This window comes from Chryseobacterium antibioticum (assembly GCF_012927325.1).
Classification (GTDB): Bacteria; Bacteroidota; Bacteroidia; order Flavobacteriales; family Weeksellaceae; genus Chryseobacterium; species Chryseobacterium antibioticum.
In genome coordinates this window covers 122284-138394 of the sequence record NZ_JABBGI010000001.1, presented here as the reverse complement: position 1 = coordinate 138394, position 16111 = coordinate 122284, and the positions used below count along the sequence as shown (strand labels likewise).

The 16111-nt window shown below is 37.1% G+C and carries 16 protein-coding genes; 7 read left to right on the top strand and 9 right to left on the bottom strand.

The features are described 5' to 3' along the window. Positions 1-2: 2 nt before the first annotated feature. Entirely contained in the window at positions 3-851 is an 849-nt protein-coding gene (locus HHL23_RS00725; RefSeq protein WP_169232926.1) for a thiopeptide-type bacteriocin biosynthesis protein, read from the top strand. 43 nt (positions 852-894) lie between these two features. On the opposite strand, the gene coaE is transcribed toward HHL23_RS00725, so the two are convergent. The 4 genes from coaE to ruvB are packed head-to-tail and all read right to left on the bottom strand — an operon-like array spanning position 895 to position 4055. Further along, on the bottom strand, positions 895-1524 hold the full coding sequence (gene coaE / locus HHL23_RS00720) for a dephospho-CoA kinase (protein WP_169232925.1): 630 nt from the start codon (positions 1522-1524) through the stop codon (positions 895-897). 9 nt (positions 1525-1533) lie between these two features. Next, positions 1534-2400 carry an MBL fold metallo-hydrolase gene (locus HHL23_RS00715; RefSeq protein ID WP_169232924.1) on the bottom strand — a complete coding sequence of 289 codons (867 nt, stop codon included), beginning with the start codon at positions 2398-2400 and terminating at the stop codon, positions 1534-1536. Positions 2401-2414: 14 nt separating this feature from the next. Further along, positions 2415-3026: an FMN-binding negative transcriptional regulator gene (locus HHL23_RS00710; RefSeq protein WP_169232923.1), complete on the bottom strand. Its 612-nt coding sequence runs from the start codon at positions 3024-3026 to the stop codon at positions 2415-2417. A gap of 6 nt (positions 3027-3032) precedes the next feature. Further along, a complete protein-coding gene (gene ruvB / locus HHL23_RS00705) occupies positions 3033-4055 on the bottom strand; it encodes a Holliday junction branch migration DNA helicase RuvB (RefSeq protein WP_073329578.1) in 1023 nt (340 codons plus the stop codon). A gap of 191 nt (positions 4056-4246) precedes the next feature. On the opposite strand from ruvB, the gene HHL23_RS00700 reads away from it, so the two are divergent. From HHL23_RS00700 to HHL23_RS00675, 6 genes are all read left to right on the top strand, one after another. Beyond that, entirely contained in the window at positions 4247-4615 is a 369-nt protein-coding gene (locus HHL23_RS00700) for a four helix bundle protein (protein ID WP_169232922.1), read from the top strand. Positions 4616-4662: 47 nt separating this feature from the next. Beyond that, positions 4663-5889 (top strand): imidazolonepropionase, encoded by a 1227-nt coding sequence (gene hutI, locus HHL23_RS00695; RefSeq protein ID WP_169232921.1) that lies wholly within the window; start codon positions 4663-4665, stop codon positions 5887-5889. 2 nt (positions 5890-5891) lie between these two features. Beyond that, positions 5892-6989 carry a DUF695 domain-containing protein gene (locus HHL23_RS00690; protein WP_169232920.1) on the top strand — a complete coding sequence of 366 codons (1098 nt, stop codon included), beginning with the start codon at positions 5892-5894 and terminating at the stop codon, positions 6987-6989. A gap of 233 nt (positions 6990-7222) precedes the next feature. Next, complete coding sequence (locus HHL23_RS00685) at positions 7223-9238, top strand: BCCT family transporter (protein WP_169232919.1); 2016 nt, start codon at positions 7223-7225, stop codon at positions 9236-9238. Between the two features lie 138 nt (positions 9239-9376). After that, positions 9377-10300, top strand: coding sequence for a formimidoylglutamase (hutG, locus tag HHL23_RS00680; RefSeq protein WP_169232918.1), 924 nt, complete (start codon positions 9377-9379; stop codon positions 10298-10300). Between the two features lie 138 nt (positions 10301-10438). Continuing rightward, complete coding sequence (locus HHL23_RS00675; RefSeq protein ID WP_169232917.1) at positions 10439-11731, top strand: aldehyde dehydrogenase family protein; 1293 nt, start codon at positions 10439-10441, stop codon at positions 11729-11731. Between the two features lie 135 nt (positions 11732-11866). Here the strand turns inward: HHL23_RS00675 and pyk are convergent, their stop codons facing one another. The 5 genes from pyk to HHL23_RS00650 are packed head-to-tail and all read right to left on the bottom strand — an operon-like array spanning position 11867 to position 16045. Next, positions 11867-13312, bottom strand: coding sequence for a pyruvate kinase (gene pyk / locus HHL23_RS00670; RefSeq protein WP_169232916.1), 1446 nt, complete (start codon positions 13310-13312; stop codon positions 11867-11869). Then, a complete protein-coding gene (locus HHL23_RS00665; RefSeq protein ID WP_169232915.1) occupies positions 13305-13778 on the bottom strand; it encodes an IPExxxVDY family protein in 474 nt (157 codons plus the stop codon). The genes pyk and HHL23_RS00665 overlap by 8 nt, the downstream gene beginning before the upstream one ends. Continuing rightward, complete coding sequence (gene rnc, locus HHL23_RS00660) at positions 13756-14517, bottom strand: ribonuclease III (RefSeq protein WP_169232914.1); 762 nt, start codon at positions 14515-14517, stop codon at positions 13756-13758. The genes HHL23_RS00665 and rnc overlap by 23 nt, the downstream gene beginning before the upstream one ends. Before the next feature lie 9 nt (positions 14518-14526). Beyond that, complete coding sequence (gene fabF, locus HHL23_RS00655; RefSeq protein WP_073329594.1) at positions 14527-15771, bottom strand: beta-ketoacyl-ACP synthase II; 1245 nt, start codon at positions 15769-15771, stop codon at positions 14527-14529. A 34-nt stretch (positions 15772-15805) separates the two neighbouring features. Further along, the gene (locus tag HHL23_RS00650) at positions 15806-16045 is read right to left on the bottom strand and encodes an acyl carrier protein (RefSeq protein ID WP_002976354.1); all 240 of its coding nucleotides are present in this window, start codon (positions 16043-16045) and stop codon (positions 15806-15808) included. Positions 16046-16111 lie beyond the last annotated feature (66 nt).

Sequence of the window (16111 nt, the reverse complement as noted above, 5' to 3'; positions counted from 1 at the left end):
TTATGGTAAAAAGAAAATTTAGTCCGGGAACCGAATGGCTTTACCTGAAAATTTATACGGGAATAAAAACGGCAGATGGAATTTTGGAAGAAGCGATACAGTCTTTAGTGGAAGATTTTCAAAAGAACAATTATATCTCACAATGGTTTTTTCTTCGTTATACTGATCCTAAACCTCACATCCGCATACGATTCAGATTAAATATTATTGAGTATTATGGAACAGTACTTGACAGAATAAACCAGGCTTTGCTGGAATACCTTAATAGCGGTGAAATTTCGAATATTTTAATCGATACATATAGCAGGGAAATTGAAAGATATGGAGAAAATACGATCGAAGATGCTGAACAGTTATTCTGTAAAAACAGTGAATTTACACTTCTATGTTTAGATTATGATGATGAGGAAAAAATTATTATCAGTCTCTTTTATATTGATGAAATATTAAAGCAACTTAAAATAACGGTTCATGAAAAACTGGATTGGATAAAAAATTTTAATCATGCTTTTAAAACCGAATTCAAGGCGGATAAAAAATTGAATAGTCAATTGGATAAAAAATATAGAGAATTTAAGCCAAAATTTACAGAATTTGTCCGGTCTGAAGAATTTTCAGAAGAAAGAAATGCTGTTATTTCCAATATTGAAGAAAGCAGTGCTGTTTTTCAAAACATACTAATTCATAATAAAAATGGATCTTTGGGAATCCCTTTACAACATTTTTTCCAGAGTATTTTTCATATGAATATCAACAGACTCTTTGTTTCCAATCAAAGATTATTTGAAATGGTAATCTATGATTATCTATTGAGACACTACAAAACCTCTGTTTACCAAAACAATCAATAATATAAATAAAAACCTCGTTAGAGTATTTCTAACGAGGTTCTTTTTATTCAATACTGAAGATGATCCGTTCGGTTTGTTCCTTAAGATCCTCCAGGTTGGTGTTGTTGTAAATAATACAGTCTGCCAGTTTGATCTTATCCTTTTCAGGCATTTGCTTTTCCATAACGGATTCTACTTCACGGTAGGTTTTTCCGTCTCTGTCCATTACCCTTTTGGTTCTGATATTATCTTCCGCAGTCACCAGAAGAGATTTGTAGCACTGTCTGTTCAGTTTTAATTCAAACAATAACGCTGTTTCTTTGAAGACTAAATATTTGGTCTGTTTTTTCAGCCATTCTTCAAAATCAATCTTTACAGCGGGATGAATGATTTCGTTCAATTCATGAAGCAGATCTTTATTGTTAAACACCTTTTCTGCTACATACTTTCTATTGTAAAAGCCGTTTGAATCATAAGCTTCTTCGCCCAGCAATTCTTTGATCTTTATTTTGAGGTCTTCACTGTCATTTACAATGGTTTTCGCCCTGTCATCAGAATAATAAACCGGGAAACCAAACTCCTCAATAAAATGGGCTACAGTAGTCTTTCCTGAGCCTATACCGCCGGTAAGCCCAATGATCTTGGGTGATGGTTCCGGTTCTGCTTTCTGTGTTTCTGAATGTAATTCTTCCATAATCAAAAGTTAATATCCAAAAACGTCATTAAAACTGTGAATTTCATCCAATCTTACTCCTTTTTCAGTCATTTTAAGGCTCGCTAATTCATTGTGAGCGTCATGTTCAAAGAACAGTAAATATTCATTATCTACGCACTGTTTCAGGAACTTTCCTTTTTCTTCCATAGTGAGAAGAGGTCTGGTATCATATCCCATCACATACACCTGGTTGATATGTCCCGCAGTAGGAATAAGATCCGCTGCGAAAACAATTGTTTTTTCCTGGTATTGGATCACCGGAAGCATTTGCTTTTCCGTATGTCCGTCTACAAAGATCACATCCATTTTCAAATCAGGTGCAAAACCGTAATTTCCTGTAGTTGGAAGAGGTAAAAAGTTAAGTTGTCCACTTTCCTGTATCGGAAGGATATTCTCCTTCAGGAAACTTGCTTTTTCTCTTGGATTAGGCTCTGTAGCCCATTTCCAGTGGTTTTCATTGGTCCAGAACTGGGCATTTTTAAAAGCAGGTCTATATCCTGTTCTGTCGTCATTCCATTCGATGGCACCTCCGCAATGGTCAAAGTGAAGGTGAGTAAGGAAAACATCGGTGATATCCTCTTTTACAAAACCGAATTTCTTTAAATTTTTATCAAGACTGTCATCTCCCCAAAGAGAATAATGACCGAAGAATTTATCATCTTGTTTATTGCCAAGACCGCAGTCCACAAGAATCAGTTTCTTGCCGTCTTCTATAAGCAGGGATCTTGTTCCCAGTTCGATTAGGTTTTTTTCGTCTGCAGGATTGGTTTTTTCCCACAAACTCTTTGGGACGACTCCAAACATGGCACCGCCATCCAGTTTAAATTTTCCACATTGTATTGGATATAATTTCATATATATTTTGATTATTATTTCTTTATTAATTTCATTTTTTCAGCAATCTTTCTTCCATTCTCATCAGAATTTTCAAGCTCCGAAATGATATTTTGAAAATCATGCTCCTTTCTGTTCTGAGAAAGTTTTTGCTTGATGAATATTTCTGTCGGAATTATTTTCAGCCCGAAAGCGCCTTTCATTTCCTTTTCTACAAATTCCCTTCCCATATCTTTCACCATCACCGGACACTTCTGGAAATTTTCATATTTGGACGTTAATTTGTCCAGATGCTGATACAATTCGTCATGATTCATCAGTTGTACCTTTCCGTGGATCTGTACCGCCTCATAATTCCAGGTTGATACGTTCATATGGTCGTACCAGCTGCTTGAGATATAAGTATGGGCTCCAAGGAAATCACAAAGTACTTCGTCTCCGTCCTTTAATGTTTTTGCCTGAGGATTGGCTCTTGAAATATGAGTTTCCACATAGATATTCTCCGGGTCATCTTCATTAAGCATCATCATAGAATGAGTAGCCCTTATTTTTTCAACGGAAGAAATAAGTAAAGCAAAAGCATTTTCCCTGATGATTTCTTTCATCAGGTTGTAATCTTCACTTCTGTATAGTTTTGGAATAAACATAGATGGTTAAAATAATTCTCCAGGACTTCTCGGGATGGCTATATTTAAATGCTTATAGGCTTTATCGGTCACCTCTCTTCCTCTTGGTGTTCTGATAATGAATCCTTCCTGAATCAAAAAAGGTTCGTAAACCTCTTCCAATGTTTCAGGATTTTCAGCAATAGAAGTAGCAAGCGCAGAAATTCCTACAGGTTTTCCTTTAAAATTTTCTATCATGACACGCATGATCTTATTATCCATTTCATCCAATCCGAACTCATCGACATTAAGAGAATTCAATGCATATTTGGTAATGTTGATCTCAATTTCACCATTTCCTTTGATCTCAGCAAAATCACGTACCCTTCTTAACAAAGCATTCGCAATTCTCGGAGTTCCACGGCTTCTTCTCGCGATTTCTATCGCTGCATCTTCATAAATCTTACTTCCTAAAACCCTTGAACTCCTCTGAATGATCATCGATAAAAGCTCAACCGAATAATACTCAAGTCTGCTCTGGATCCCGAATCTTGCCAACATCGGCTTCGTCAGCATTCCGCTTCTTGTAGTTGCTCCCACCAATGTAAAAGGATTCAGACCAATCTGAACACTTCTTGCATTAGGGCCGGTTTCCAGCATAATGTCTATCTTATAATCCTCCATAGCAGAATACAGATATTCTTCTACAATAGGAGAAAGACGGTGGATCTCATCAATAAAAAGAACGTCATTTTCTTCCAGATTCGTAAGCAAGCCTGCTAAACTTCCCGGTTTGTCCAAAACAGGACCGGAAGTAATTTTACAGCCTACACCAAGTTCATTAGCGATAATATTGGCTAAAGTTGTTTTACCCAGACCCGGCGGACCGTGCAGAAGTACATGATCAAGAGCTCCACCGCGTCGTTTGGCAGCACTCACGAAAACTTCAAGGTTTTCCAAAGTTTTTCTCTGCCCGGCAAAGTCTTTAAAACTCTGGGGACGGATCTGCTCCTCCTGCATAAGCTCTTCATGCGAGTAGTTTTCCTTATCTGGATGTAAAAAATCTGGCATTAATTCATTTCATTTACCTCAAAGATAGCAAATTTAGACTAAGGTTGAGGTTTAGATTAAGAAAATTCAAGGATAGGAAAAAGGCGAATAGTGAGGCTGAGATAGAGGCTAAGGTAAAGGCAGAGGCTAATTTAGATTGAGGATATTAATATATTTTAAGTATTTTTGAGAGGAAAAATAGAGATAATAAATTGATAAAAGATTTTACCGAAATGCCTGTTTGGCAAAAAGCAATGGATATTGCTGAACGGTGTTTCCTTATATCTGCTGACTTACCTAAAGAGGAAGACTATGCACTTACTTCGCAACTAAGAAGGTCTGCGCAAAGTATGGCTGCAAATATTGCCGAAGGTTTTGGAAGAAGGACTGCTAAAGATAAAAGCAGGTTCTATGATATTTCCAGAGGCTCAGCATTTGAAACTAAAAATCATTTGATGTATGGAAACAGAGTAAAATATTTTTCAGAAAATGATTGTTTAGAAATACAGATATTGATTGATGAAGTGATATTCGATTTAAATAAAATTACGAATTACCTAAAAAATAACAGTCAAACTTAATCTATACCTAAACAACCTTAGCCTTAATCTTAATCTAAACCTAACTAATGAAATTAATAGGACCTTTCAAACAGATCGTAACATTGGCCAATCTTCCTTTAAGAGGAAAACTTTCCGATGAGCAGATCGATATTGTCGTAGACGGAGGAATTGTAGTGAATGACGGTACCATCCAGGAAATTGGAAATTTCGAAACACTGAAATATGAAAATCAAAATATAAACATAGAAACCATTGAAGGGCAGCAGATTGTTCTTCCCGGATTGGTAGACTCACATACCCATATCTGTTTTGGAGGAAACCGGGCCAATGATTTTGCCATGCGTAATGCAGGAAAAACATATCTGGAAATCGCTGAAAGCGGTGGGGGAATCTGGAGTTCTGTACAGCATACAAGAAGTGCTTCGGAAGAAGAATTACTAAAAACTTTGCTGGAAAGAATCAACTTCCTGATAGCATTGGGAATTACAACCATTGAAGTAAAAAGCGGTTACGGATTGGATGTAGAGAATGAACTGAAAATGCTTAGGATAATTAAAAAAGCACAAGGACAGACCGAAGCTAAACTGGTTCCTACATGTCTTTCTGCACACCTTAAGCCTAGAGATTTTGAAGGAAGCAATCAGGAATATTTAGAGTATATCCTTACCGAAATTTTACCTAAAGTAAAAGAAGAAGAACTTGCAACACGTGTAGATATATTTATTGAGAAATCTGCTTTCCAGCCTGAAGAAAGTAAAGATTTTTTACTTAAAACTAAGGATTTAGGTTTTGATATTACTGTTCATGCAGACCAGTTTACACCGGGAAGTTCTAGAATAGCAGTAGAAGTAGGGGCTAAATCTGCAGACCATCTGGAAGCGACTATTGATGAAGATATTGATTTTTTAGCTAAATCAGATACTGTAGCAACAGCACTTCCGGGAGCAAGTTTAGGATTGGGAGAAAAATTCACACCGGCCAGAAAATTATTGGATGCAGGTGCCATCGTAGCGATTGCCAGTGACTGGAATCCGGGATCTGCACCCATGGGAAATTTAATTATCCAAGCTTCCATTTTAGCAACATTTGAAAAATTAACAACAGCTGAAGTGTTGGCAGGAATGACCTTCCGTGCTGCATATGCCTTAGGTCTTGAAGACATAGGAAAACTGGAAGCCGGTAAAAAGGCAGATTTTGTGACTTTTAAAACGGATAACTTCCAGAATGTGCTCTACAATCAAGGAAGCCTGAAAGCAGAGAACGTGTATATCAATGGAAATCAAGTTCATTAGATATGGGATTATTTGATAAACTTTTGGGCAAAAAACAGCCGGAAAAAGAGACCAGAACCTATAACGAGTTTTGGGATTGGTTTTTGACAAAAGAAAAGACTTTTTTTGAAGTGGTAAAAGGTAGAGAACATATTGAAGAGCAATTCTTTGATGTCATGTCTCCAGAACTTCGCAAGATCAACGATGGTTATTATTTCCTTGCAGGAATGTGTGATGAAAATACAGCAGAACTTATTATTACGGTAGAAGGAGATGTGAAAAAAATAATTTTTGCTGAAGAACTTATTGCTGCTGCTCCAAAGATTGATCATTGGAAATTTACCGCTCTCAAACCTGAAACAAATATTGAAAATGTTGGGGTGAGAATGAATGACTGTGAGTTTACAAAAAACAATATATACTTTTACTCTAACGACATAGATGGTTATCCGGATGAGATAGACCTGGCCTTTGTTTATGAAAATTTAACCGAAGAAAACAGAGAATCAGCTACGACGGGAATCTGTATTTTTCTGGATAACTTCCTCGGCGAACTGAATTTTGCCACTCAAATAGATACCTTTAGCATTATCGGTAAAAACGAAGCGGAGCAGGAACTGATCCCTATAGAAAAGCTAAGGGAATTTCTTCTCTGGAGAGAAAGAGAATTTACAGAAAAGTATAAAGATTCGCAGATTTTAGAAAATGAAGACCAGTTTTCTCTTCTTGAAGCCACTTTAGAAAATGGGATGCCTCTTATGGCTACGGTGAATGCTTCTTTATTAAAATATGATGCAAAAGCTTCCTATCCGTGGATCTCAGTTCTGAAATTTTCTTATGACGGAAGCAGAAATGATGGTTTCCCGGAAGAAAAAGATTACAATACCATGAACATCATCGAAGATTATGCAGTGGAAGTTCTCACTCCTAAAGATGGGCATCTGTACATCGGGAGAGAAACGGCAGACAGTTGTAAAAGTATTTATTTTGCCAGCAAAGATTTCAGACAACCCTCAAAAGTCTTTGATCAGATCATAAAAGAAAACCCTCAATATAAAATTTCACTCGAAATTTATAAAGATAAATACTGGCAGAGTTTTGAACACTATAATGTAAATTAAATCAGATTTTTTGAAAAGGTAGATGAGGCGGAATAACAGCCTTCGATTTTTATTTTTTATATAAGTTTTCTTATATTGTGCCCCCATTACTGTTGATTCATTGTATAAAACAGTAATTTTCTATAGTTCTTAAGTACATCCTTGATAAGGAAAATAACGCAGTCATATTATTTCTTTGAGTACTTCTACCGGGGCTATGCCAGGTGTCTGTCAATATTAATACGAAAATAAATATGATGAAATTTAAAAATGTAAAATCTACTTTCAATAAAGGGGTAACCATCCCAAGTCTGATTTTTATTATTGGAACATGTTTTCTTTCGGCCCTATATCCTAAGCCGACAGAAAATATCCTGAATGAGATTAAACAGTTCATATTTGTTAATCTGAACTGGGTGTATGTCTGGGCGGTCACTCTGTTTGTGATCTTTTTAGTGTATCTGCTGTTTAGTAAATATGCGAACATTAAGCTGGGGTCTAACGATAGCAAACCTGAATATTCATTCTTTTCCTGGATTTCAATGCTGTTTGCAGCAGGGATGGGAATCGGACTGATTTATTTTAGTGTGGCAGAACCCATGCAACACTATTCTTCCGAAGTTTTTGCAGATAATCATTACGTTAGCAGGGCAAAACAGGCACAGCTATATACTTTTTTTCACTGGGGAATTCATGCCTGGGCTATTTACGGAGTGGTAGGACTTTCCTTATCGTATTTTGCTTACCGATACAGATTGCCGCTTTCATTACGAAGCTGCTTTTATCCATTGCTGAAAGATAAGATTAATGGTAAATGGGGAAATGCAATTGATGTGTTTGCATTATGCTGTACTTTCTTTGGATTGACCACGACGTTAGGATTTGGAGTGGTACAGATTAGTTCAGGATTAAATATACTCCATATCACTGCGGAAAACAGTTTTACCAATCAGGTGATTATTGTGATCAGCCTTATTTCTCTTTCTGTATTTTCAGCGATTAGCGGAGTAGATAAAGGCGTAAAGATTTTAAGCAATATCAATGTAATGGGCGTCATTGTCCTCTTACTTTTTGTACTGATATTAGGACCAACGGTTTATTTGATAGGAAGCTTTACGGATGGATTGGGAAACTATATCAATAATTTTTTCAACCTTACCTTCAATACCCATGTTTACGAAAAAAATGCGTTGCCTTGGTTCTATGACTGGACTATTTTATACTGGGCGTGGTGGATTTCATGGTCGCCTTATGTAGGGTTATTTATCGCACGAATTTCCAAAGGAAGAACCATCAGGGAATTTATTCTGGCAGTTTTGGTACTTCCTACCTTATTCAATTTTATCTGGATGTCCGTGTTTGGAAACAGTGCTATTTGGTTCGATCTGAATGTGGCCAACGGAAAATTAAGTCAGATGGCATCCGATCCTGATGCATTGATGTTCCGGTTTTTAGAGTATATGCCCTTATCGAGCCTGACCGGTTTTTTTGTTATTGCCATCATTATTATTTTCTTCGTGACATCCGCCGATTCAGGAATATTTGTAATGAACAGTATCGCTACTAAAAATGCCAAAAAGTCTCCCAAATGGCAAATTGTATTCTGGGGTATTTTACTCGCTGTTCTTTCCCTTCTATTATTAAATGCAGGTGGTTTAAAAGCCCTTCAAAGTATGACTTTAATTACGGCATTGCCCTTTTCAATCATTGTCCTTTTGTTTATAGTAAGTTTGATGAAGGGACTTATTATCGATCAGAAATATTATGATACCAACTTTTCTGCATCCACTGTTCCCTGGTCAGGCGAATTTTGGAAAGAGCGTTTAAAAAACATTGTTTCCTTTAAAGATAATTCTTCAGTAGATCATTTTATTCAGGTGAAAACAAAAGAAGCCTTTACAGATCTGCAGCAGGAATTTGCAGCCAATGGGATCGATGCAAAAATTAATCATTATGAAAATCCTGTCAGAACAGAAATAGAAATTCATCAGGGCGTTGTCAATAATTTTATTTATGGCGTTGAAAACAAGGTGAAAACCGTTTCTGAATACATGATGAATGAAGAGAATCTACCCGATCTGGATAATAAGAAAACCCACTATCCAAGATCCTATTTTGGAGATGGAAGGGAAGGATATGATGTGCAGTACTTTACCAAAAATGAATTGATTTCTGATGTCCTCAAGCATTATGAGCGATTTCTGGAAATTGTTTCGGAAGAACGCAACGAAATGTTTATCAGCAGTAATGCCAATCAGGGAAAAGAATAACCTTAAAAGGACATTTTTATTGAATGACGGATGTCATGGAACGCTGTTGAAATTGAATGCAGGAGCGTTTTAATATCTAAACAATATTATTTAGATTTACCGGATAAAACGATGTAACTAAAATTTAATTTAAAACCTATGTTTCAGGACACTTGGCAAGGCAGATTAGACGGGGAAGAACTTCTTTTCCACAGAATATTCCAAAGAGTTAAAGAAGAACATAATTACGACCATATTGCAGCAGATGATTTTGTACTGCACGGTTTTGCCGTAGATGAAGGAGTGAGACGGAATAAAGGACGGCAGGGTGCTAAAGATGCTCCGGATGTGATCCGAAGGAATATGTCTAACTTTCCTGTCATCCGCCCGGATTTTTCCCTTTTGGATTTTGGAAATGTAACTTGTGAAGACGGTGACCTGGAAAGTAGTCAGAATAGTCTTGCTAAAAACGTATCAAAAGTACTGCTGAAAGGGGGTAAATCACTCGTTTTGGGCGGAGGCCATGAGGTGACTTATGCCCACTATTTAGGCGTGAAAACAGCCTTTCCGGAACAAAAGATCGGGATTATCAATATCGATGCTCATTTTGACAACAGACAGCCTGAAAATGGGGTAGGAGCAAGCTCTGGAACAGGATTCTGGCAGATTGCACAGGAAGGGCAAATCAACTCACTGCACATCGGGATCCAGAGAAATTCGAATACCCTGAAACTGTTTGATACAGCGCATCAGTACGGAATGAAATATATCCTTGCCGATGAACTCTTTTTTGAAAATCTTCCTTCGATCTATCAGCGCATTGATGAACTGATGGAAAGTGTAGATTTTATTTACCTTACCATCTGTATGGATGTTTTCAACGCATCAATCGCTCCGGGAGTTTCTGCTTCCGCATATAATGGTATCTTTGCAGATACGCCTTTTATGCATTTGTACAGGCATATTTTGAAGAGTAAAAAACTGATAGCGCTGGATGCAGCAGAAGTCAATCCTTCCCTGGATATTCAGGAAAGAACGACGAGGCTTGCAGCGTGTCTTGTGAATGAATGGTTTATGATCTGAGGATAAAATTATATTATTTCAATAGAGAAAATCATTCCTTTATTTACCCTTTAAGGAACAAAATTTGTTACTTTCACGATGCTTTTAGAATAAAGGCATTAATAAATTCATTTTTGAATTTAAAACAGAAATTAGATTATGGAACAGTTAATTGAAAATAAGCTTATTCAAGCAGATAAGACATTTTCAGAATGGAGAAAAGTGCCGTTTGAAGAAAAGCAAAAGCTAATCACTAAAGTGGCAGAAATTTTAAAGAATAATTCGGAAAAATTCGGCAGAATCATCACGACTGAAATGAATAAACCTATTTCAGAAGCGATTGCTGAGGTAGAAAAATGTGCTTTGATGATGAATTATTATGCAGATGCTGAAAATATTTTAAAACCCGAAAAAGTTGAATCTGAATTTTCTTATTCTGAAGTTCATTATGTTCCGAAAGGTGTGATTTTAGGAGTAATGCCCTGGAATTTTCCTTTCTGGCAGGTATTGAGATTTGCTGTTCCTGCGATTTTGGCTGGAAATACAGTAGTTCTGAAACACGCTTCAATTTGTTTCGGAAGTGGAAATGCCATTGTAGAGGTTCTTTTAGAGGCAGGTTTTCCGGAAGGTGTTTTCCAGAATCTGGAAGTGGGACATAAAGCTGTAAAAGAAATTCTTGAGCATGATGCTGTAAAAGGAGTGAGTCTTACAGGTAGCGGAAAAGCTGGTGGAGAAGTCGCTTCAATCGCTGGTTTAAATATCAAAAAATCTTTGTTGGAATTGGGAGGAAGTGATGCTTTCATTATTTTCGACGATGCAGATTTGGATGCTGCTGCAAAAGCAGGAGCGAAATCCAGACTTCAAAATTGCGGACAAACTTGTACTGCCGCTAAAAGATTTATTATTGATGAAAAAATTGAAGGTGAGTTTTTGCCGAAATTCATTGAAGAATATAAAACGTATGAAGTTGGAGATCCTTTAAATAAGGAAACTAAATTAGCGGGAATGGCTAGACCTGACCTTGCCGATGAGTTGGAAGCTCAATTCAACCGGGCATTGGAAAATGGTGCGGAAATTATTATTCCTTTGGAAAGAATTTCTGAAAATGAATTTAAACCCGGTTTAATTCGTGTTCAGGCAGGAAATCCTATTTTAAAAGAAGAACTTTTTGGACCTCTTGGAATGATAATGATCGCTAAAAGTGATGAAGAAGCTTTACAAATGGCCAATGATATTCCTTTTGGACTTTCAAATTCCGTGTGGACGAAGAAAGCAGACCGTCAGTTATTTTTTATCGAAAATCTGGAATCAGGAACGGTAAATATCAATAGAATGACGAGCTCTGATCCGCGTTTTCCATTCGGCGGAAGCAAGGGTTCAGGATATGGAACGGAATTGTCTTTATTGGCTTTAAAAGAGTTTGTAACGGCGAGAACGATCGTGGGAAATTGATGTATAATGTATGATGTAAAAAGTATAATGTATTAATGTAAAATTATACTCACTAATATAAAAATTCCCGGAAATATCAAATTCCGGGAATTTTTATATGGTAGCCAAAAAGTAATTTTACTTATTGCTTATTGCTTATACTGTCGTCAGTCTCAACGTATTTGTTTTACCGCCTTCATAAGATGGAGTAGCGTTGATATTGATTACAAAGTCTCCGCTTTCGATATAACCGTGGTTATGAGTCAGCATATTCACCTGAATGATTGTCTCATCCGTGGACTTTTTCATGTCATAGTAATACGCATGAACTCCCCAAAGAAGGTTCAACATTGTGATTACTCTTCTGTTTCCACTGTATACAATGATCTGTGAATTCGGTCGGTGAGCGGCAAGCTGGAATGCGGTATATCCTGAGTGTGTTAAGGTAACGATAGCAGAAACATTCGTTGTTTTAGCAATTCTAACCGCTGCAAGACATACTCTGTTGGTAATGAATCTTTCATCGATGCAGTTGTAATCTTTTTCCATAGGCTCATTTTTATGTTGGTAAAAATGAGTGGTTTCGATATTCTTTACAATTTTCGTCATGTTTTCAACGACCTGAATCGGATATCTTCCTACAGACGTTTCTCCTGAAAGCATTACTGCATCCGCACCGTCCAATACAGAGTTGGCAACGTCATTTACTTCCGCTCTGGTAGGCGTAAGACTGTTGATCATTGTTTCCATCATCTGCGTAGCAATAATAACCGGCTTCGAATAGAATCTTGCCTTCTCTACCAGAGTTTTCTGGATAGCGGGAACTTCTTCCATCGGAACTTCCACACCAAGGTCACCACGGGCAACCATCAATCCGTCACATTCCAATAAAATTTCGTCAATATTTTTAACGCCTTCCGGCTTTTCAATCTTAGCAATGATTGGTGTTTTGAATTTACCGTTCGGATGTGCATTGATCAACTTTTTTAAATCGATAATATCCTGGGCATGACGAACGAATGACAATGCAATCCAGTCAACCTCCATGTCAAGCATGAAATTAGCATCCTGAATATCCTTCTCTGTTAAAGCTGGAAGAGAAACGTTCGTATTAGGTAAATTAACTCCTTTTTTAGAGCTTAATGGTCCACCCTGGATGGTTTTTGCTTTTACTGTATCTATTTCGTTGGTTTCAATAACCTCCAACATCAGTTTTCCGTCATCAATAAGGATTTTTTCCCCTACTTTTACGTCCTGAGGAAACTGCTGGTAAGTCATATACACCTTCGTGGAATCACCTTCTATTTTCTCATTGGTAAAGGTCAGGATGTCTCCCGGGTTCAGGTAAGAACCTTCTTTTACAACGCCTACTCTAAGTTTTGGGCCCTGCAGGTCTCCTAAGATTCCTATAGAATAGCCATATTCCTTATTAAGCTCTCTGATAATTTCAATATTATTTCGAACTAAGTCGTAGTCTGCATGTGAAAAATTTATTCTGAAAATATCAACACCTGCTTTCATCAGTCCTAACATTACCTCCTTCGATGACGAAGCTGGCCCTAGTGTTGCAATAATTTTTGTCTTCTTTAAATACTTATTCATAATACTGGATAATTTGATAAAGTTCCTCTTCAGAACCTAATGTGTAATCTTGTATCGGAAACACAAGATTTTCCGGGAGCAAAATTACGGAAAAATCAGGAATTTGTTCCGAAGTATGCAGAATATATTCTACATCTACCTGATTATTTAATAAAAATTTAATGTTTTCTTCTTCTGTAAAGAGCTCAGTCTGCAGTTTTTTTTGCTTACTTTCCGAAGACTGGTTTGAAATGAATGTAAAACACGTCTTTGTAAACTTGTGATAAGCTTCAAATCTCGGAAAATAATAATCATAATACGCCCCGTGAATAATCACATCTTTCTTTCTGGAAAAGGTAAGGCCGTTGATTTGATTTATTTTGTAGAAAAACTCATGAGCAGGTACATCTTTTGCTAATCTTACCAATCCTATGGCAATATCTTCAAATTCTATATCGTCTAGATCATAAAGTTTTTGGATTTCCAAGTATGTTTTCTTTTTTATTTAAAATATAAAATGCTCTCTGCGCTGCTTTTTCTTCTGCCTTCTTTTTGGAAGTTTCCGTCGCGTTGGCAATTTTTTCTTCTCCCAACCAGACGTGGCATCTGAATACAATGGATTTATTGGCCTGAATTTCTTCGCAGGTTTCGTACTTTATATTTACTTTTTTCTTCTGGCTCCATTCGAGCAGAAGGCCTTTGTAGCTTACAATTTTATTTTCAAGCTTATTAATTTCGTTAGGTGTCAGCAATCTTTCCAGAATGATCCTTTTACAGGCTTCATAATGGAAGTCGAGATAGACTGCACCGATGAGTGCTTCAAATAAATTTCCGGAAATATTTTCGCCCAACGCTGCGGATCCCTGCTTCTGCAAAAGATCGATAAGCTTCAGGTCTTCACCTAATTTATTAAGATTCTTCCTATTAACAATTTTAGATTTCATCTGGGTCAGATATCCTTCGTTGGCCTGAGGATAGGTCTGGAACAGATGACAGGAAATAATTGTACCCAAAACAGAATCCCCCAAAAATTCAAGTCGTTCGTAATTGCTGTCTTGATTTTTAGAAGAACTTTTTAAAGAAAAAGCTTCCCGGTAAAGAGCAACATTCTGAACCTCTGAACCCAGCATTTTTTTTAGCTCGGTACTAAGGAAGTAGTCTCTCTCCGTTAATTTTCTTTTTCTTTGTCTGAGAAGGAATTTAGAAAAGTATTTCTGTAACTCCATTCATTGAATTTAGATTTTCTTAAATAGAACGCAAGCATTGTGCCCGCCAAATCCAAAAGTATTGCTCATGGCTACTTTTACATCTTTCTTAACAGCTGTATTGAATGTGAAATTCAATCTTTTGTCAATATTTTCATCATCAGTAAAATGGTTGATGGTAGGCGGAACGATACCATGAATAATAGTTCCTAATGCAGCAATAGCCTCAATAACACCAGCAGCACCCAAAAGGTGGCCAGTCATTGATTTTGTAGAATTAATCTGAATATCAAAAGCGTGCTCGCCCAATAATCTCGAAATTGCGTTGGATTCTGCAATATCTCCTAATGGAGTAGAGGTACCATGCATGTTGATATGGTCTACTTCATCAGCAGTTAAGCCTGCGTCTTCCAGACAGTTTTTCATTACCAGATAAGCGCCTAAGCCTTCAGGATGAGGGGCTGTCATATGATGTGCATCTGCACTCATACCGCCACCTAATAATTCTGCATAAATGGTAGCGCCACGTTTTACCGCGTGCTCATATTCTTCAAGGATAATAGATCCTGCACCTTCGCCCAATACAAAACCGTCTCTGTCTTTGTCAAACGGTCTTGAAGCTGTGGTAGGATCATCATTTCTTGTAGAAAGTGCCATCATCGCATTAAATCCACCGACACCACTTGCTGTAACGGCTGCTTCAGAGCCACCGCATACAATCACGTCAGCTTTTCCTAACTGGATAATCATCTTGGAGTCAATCAGTGCATTGGCAGATGATGCACAGGCAGATACCGTAGTATAATTCGGCCCGTGAAAACCATACTCAATGGAAATGTGTCCAGGAGTGATATCCGCAATCATTTTAGGAATAAAGAATGGGTTGAATCTTGGAATTTCCGTATTCGCCCATCCTAAAACCTCTGTTTCGAAAGTTTCTAAACCTCCGATTCCGGATCCCCAAATTACCCCGACTCTGTTTTTATCAACATTGTCTTCCATAATTCTGGAGTGTGCTACCGCTTCTCTTGCGGCTACAAGCCCAAGTTGAGTATTCCGGTCCATTTTCTTTGCTTCTTTCTTATCGAAATGTTGCAATGGATCGAAATCTTTTACTTCGCAAGCGAATTTAGTTTTAAAGTTTTTGGCATCAAAAAGAGTAATCGGAGCAGCACCGCTCTCACCTTTAAGAAGATTTTCCCAGTATTCTTTTGCATTATTTCCAATTGGTGTTATTGCGCCAAAACCGGTTACAACTACTCTTTTTAATTCCATAAACTTTTAAAATTTTCTTTTTTGTTGAAGAATATTATTTATTTACTACTTCTTCGATGTAAGCGATAGCGTGCCCTACAGTAGTAATTTTTTCAGCCTGATCATCAGGGATTTGAATATTGAATTCTTTTTCAAATTCCATGATTAACTCAACGGTGTCCAATGAATCAGCTCCTAAATCGTTAGTGAAGCTAGCTTCAGGAGTTACTTCTGTTTCTTCAACGTCAAGCTTATCAGCGATGATAGCTTTTACTCTTGATGCAATGTCTGACATAGTAAATTATTTTTTTAATTGTTAGATGGTGCAAATATATAAAATTCTTCACGATAAAACATTTTT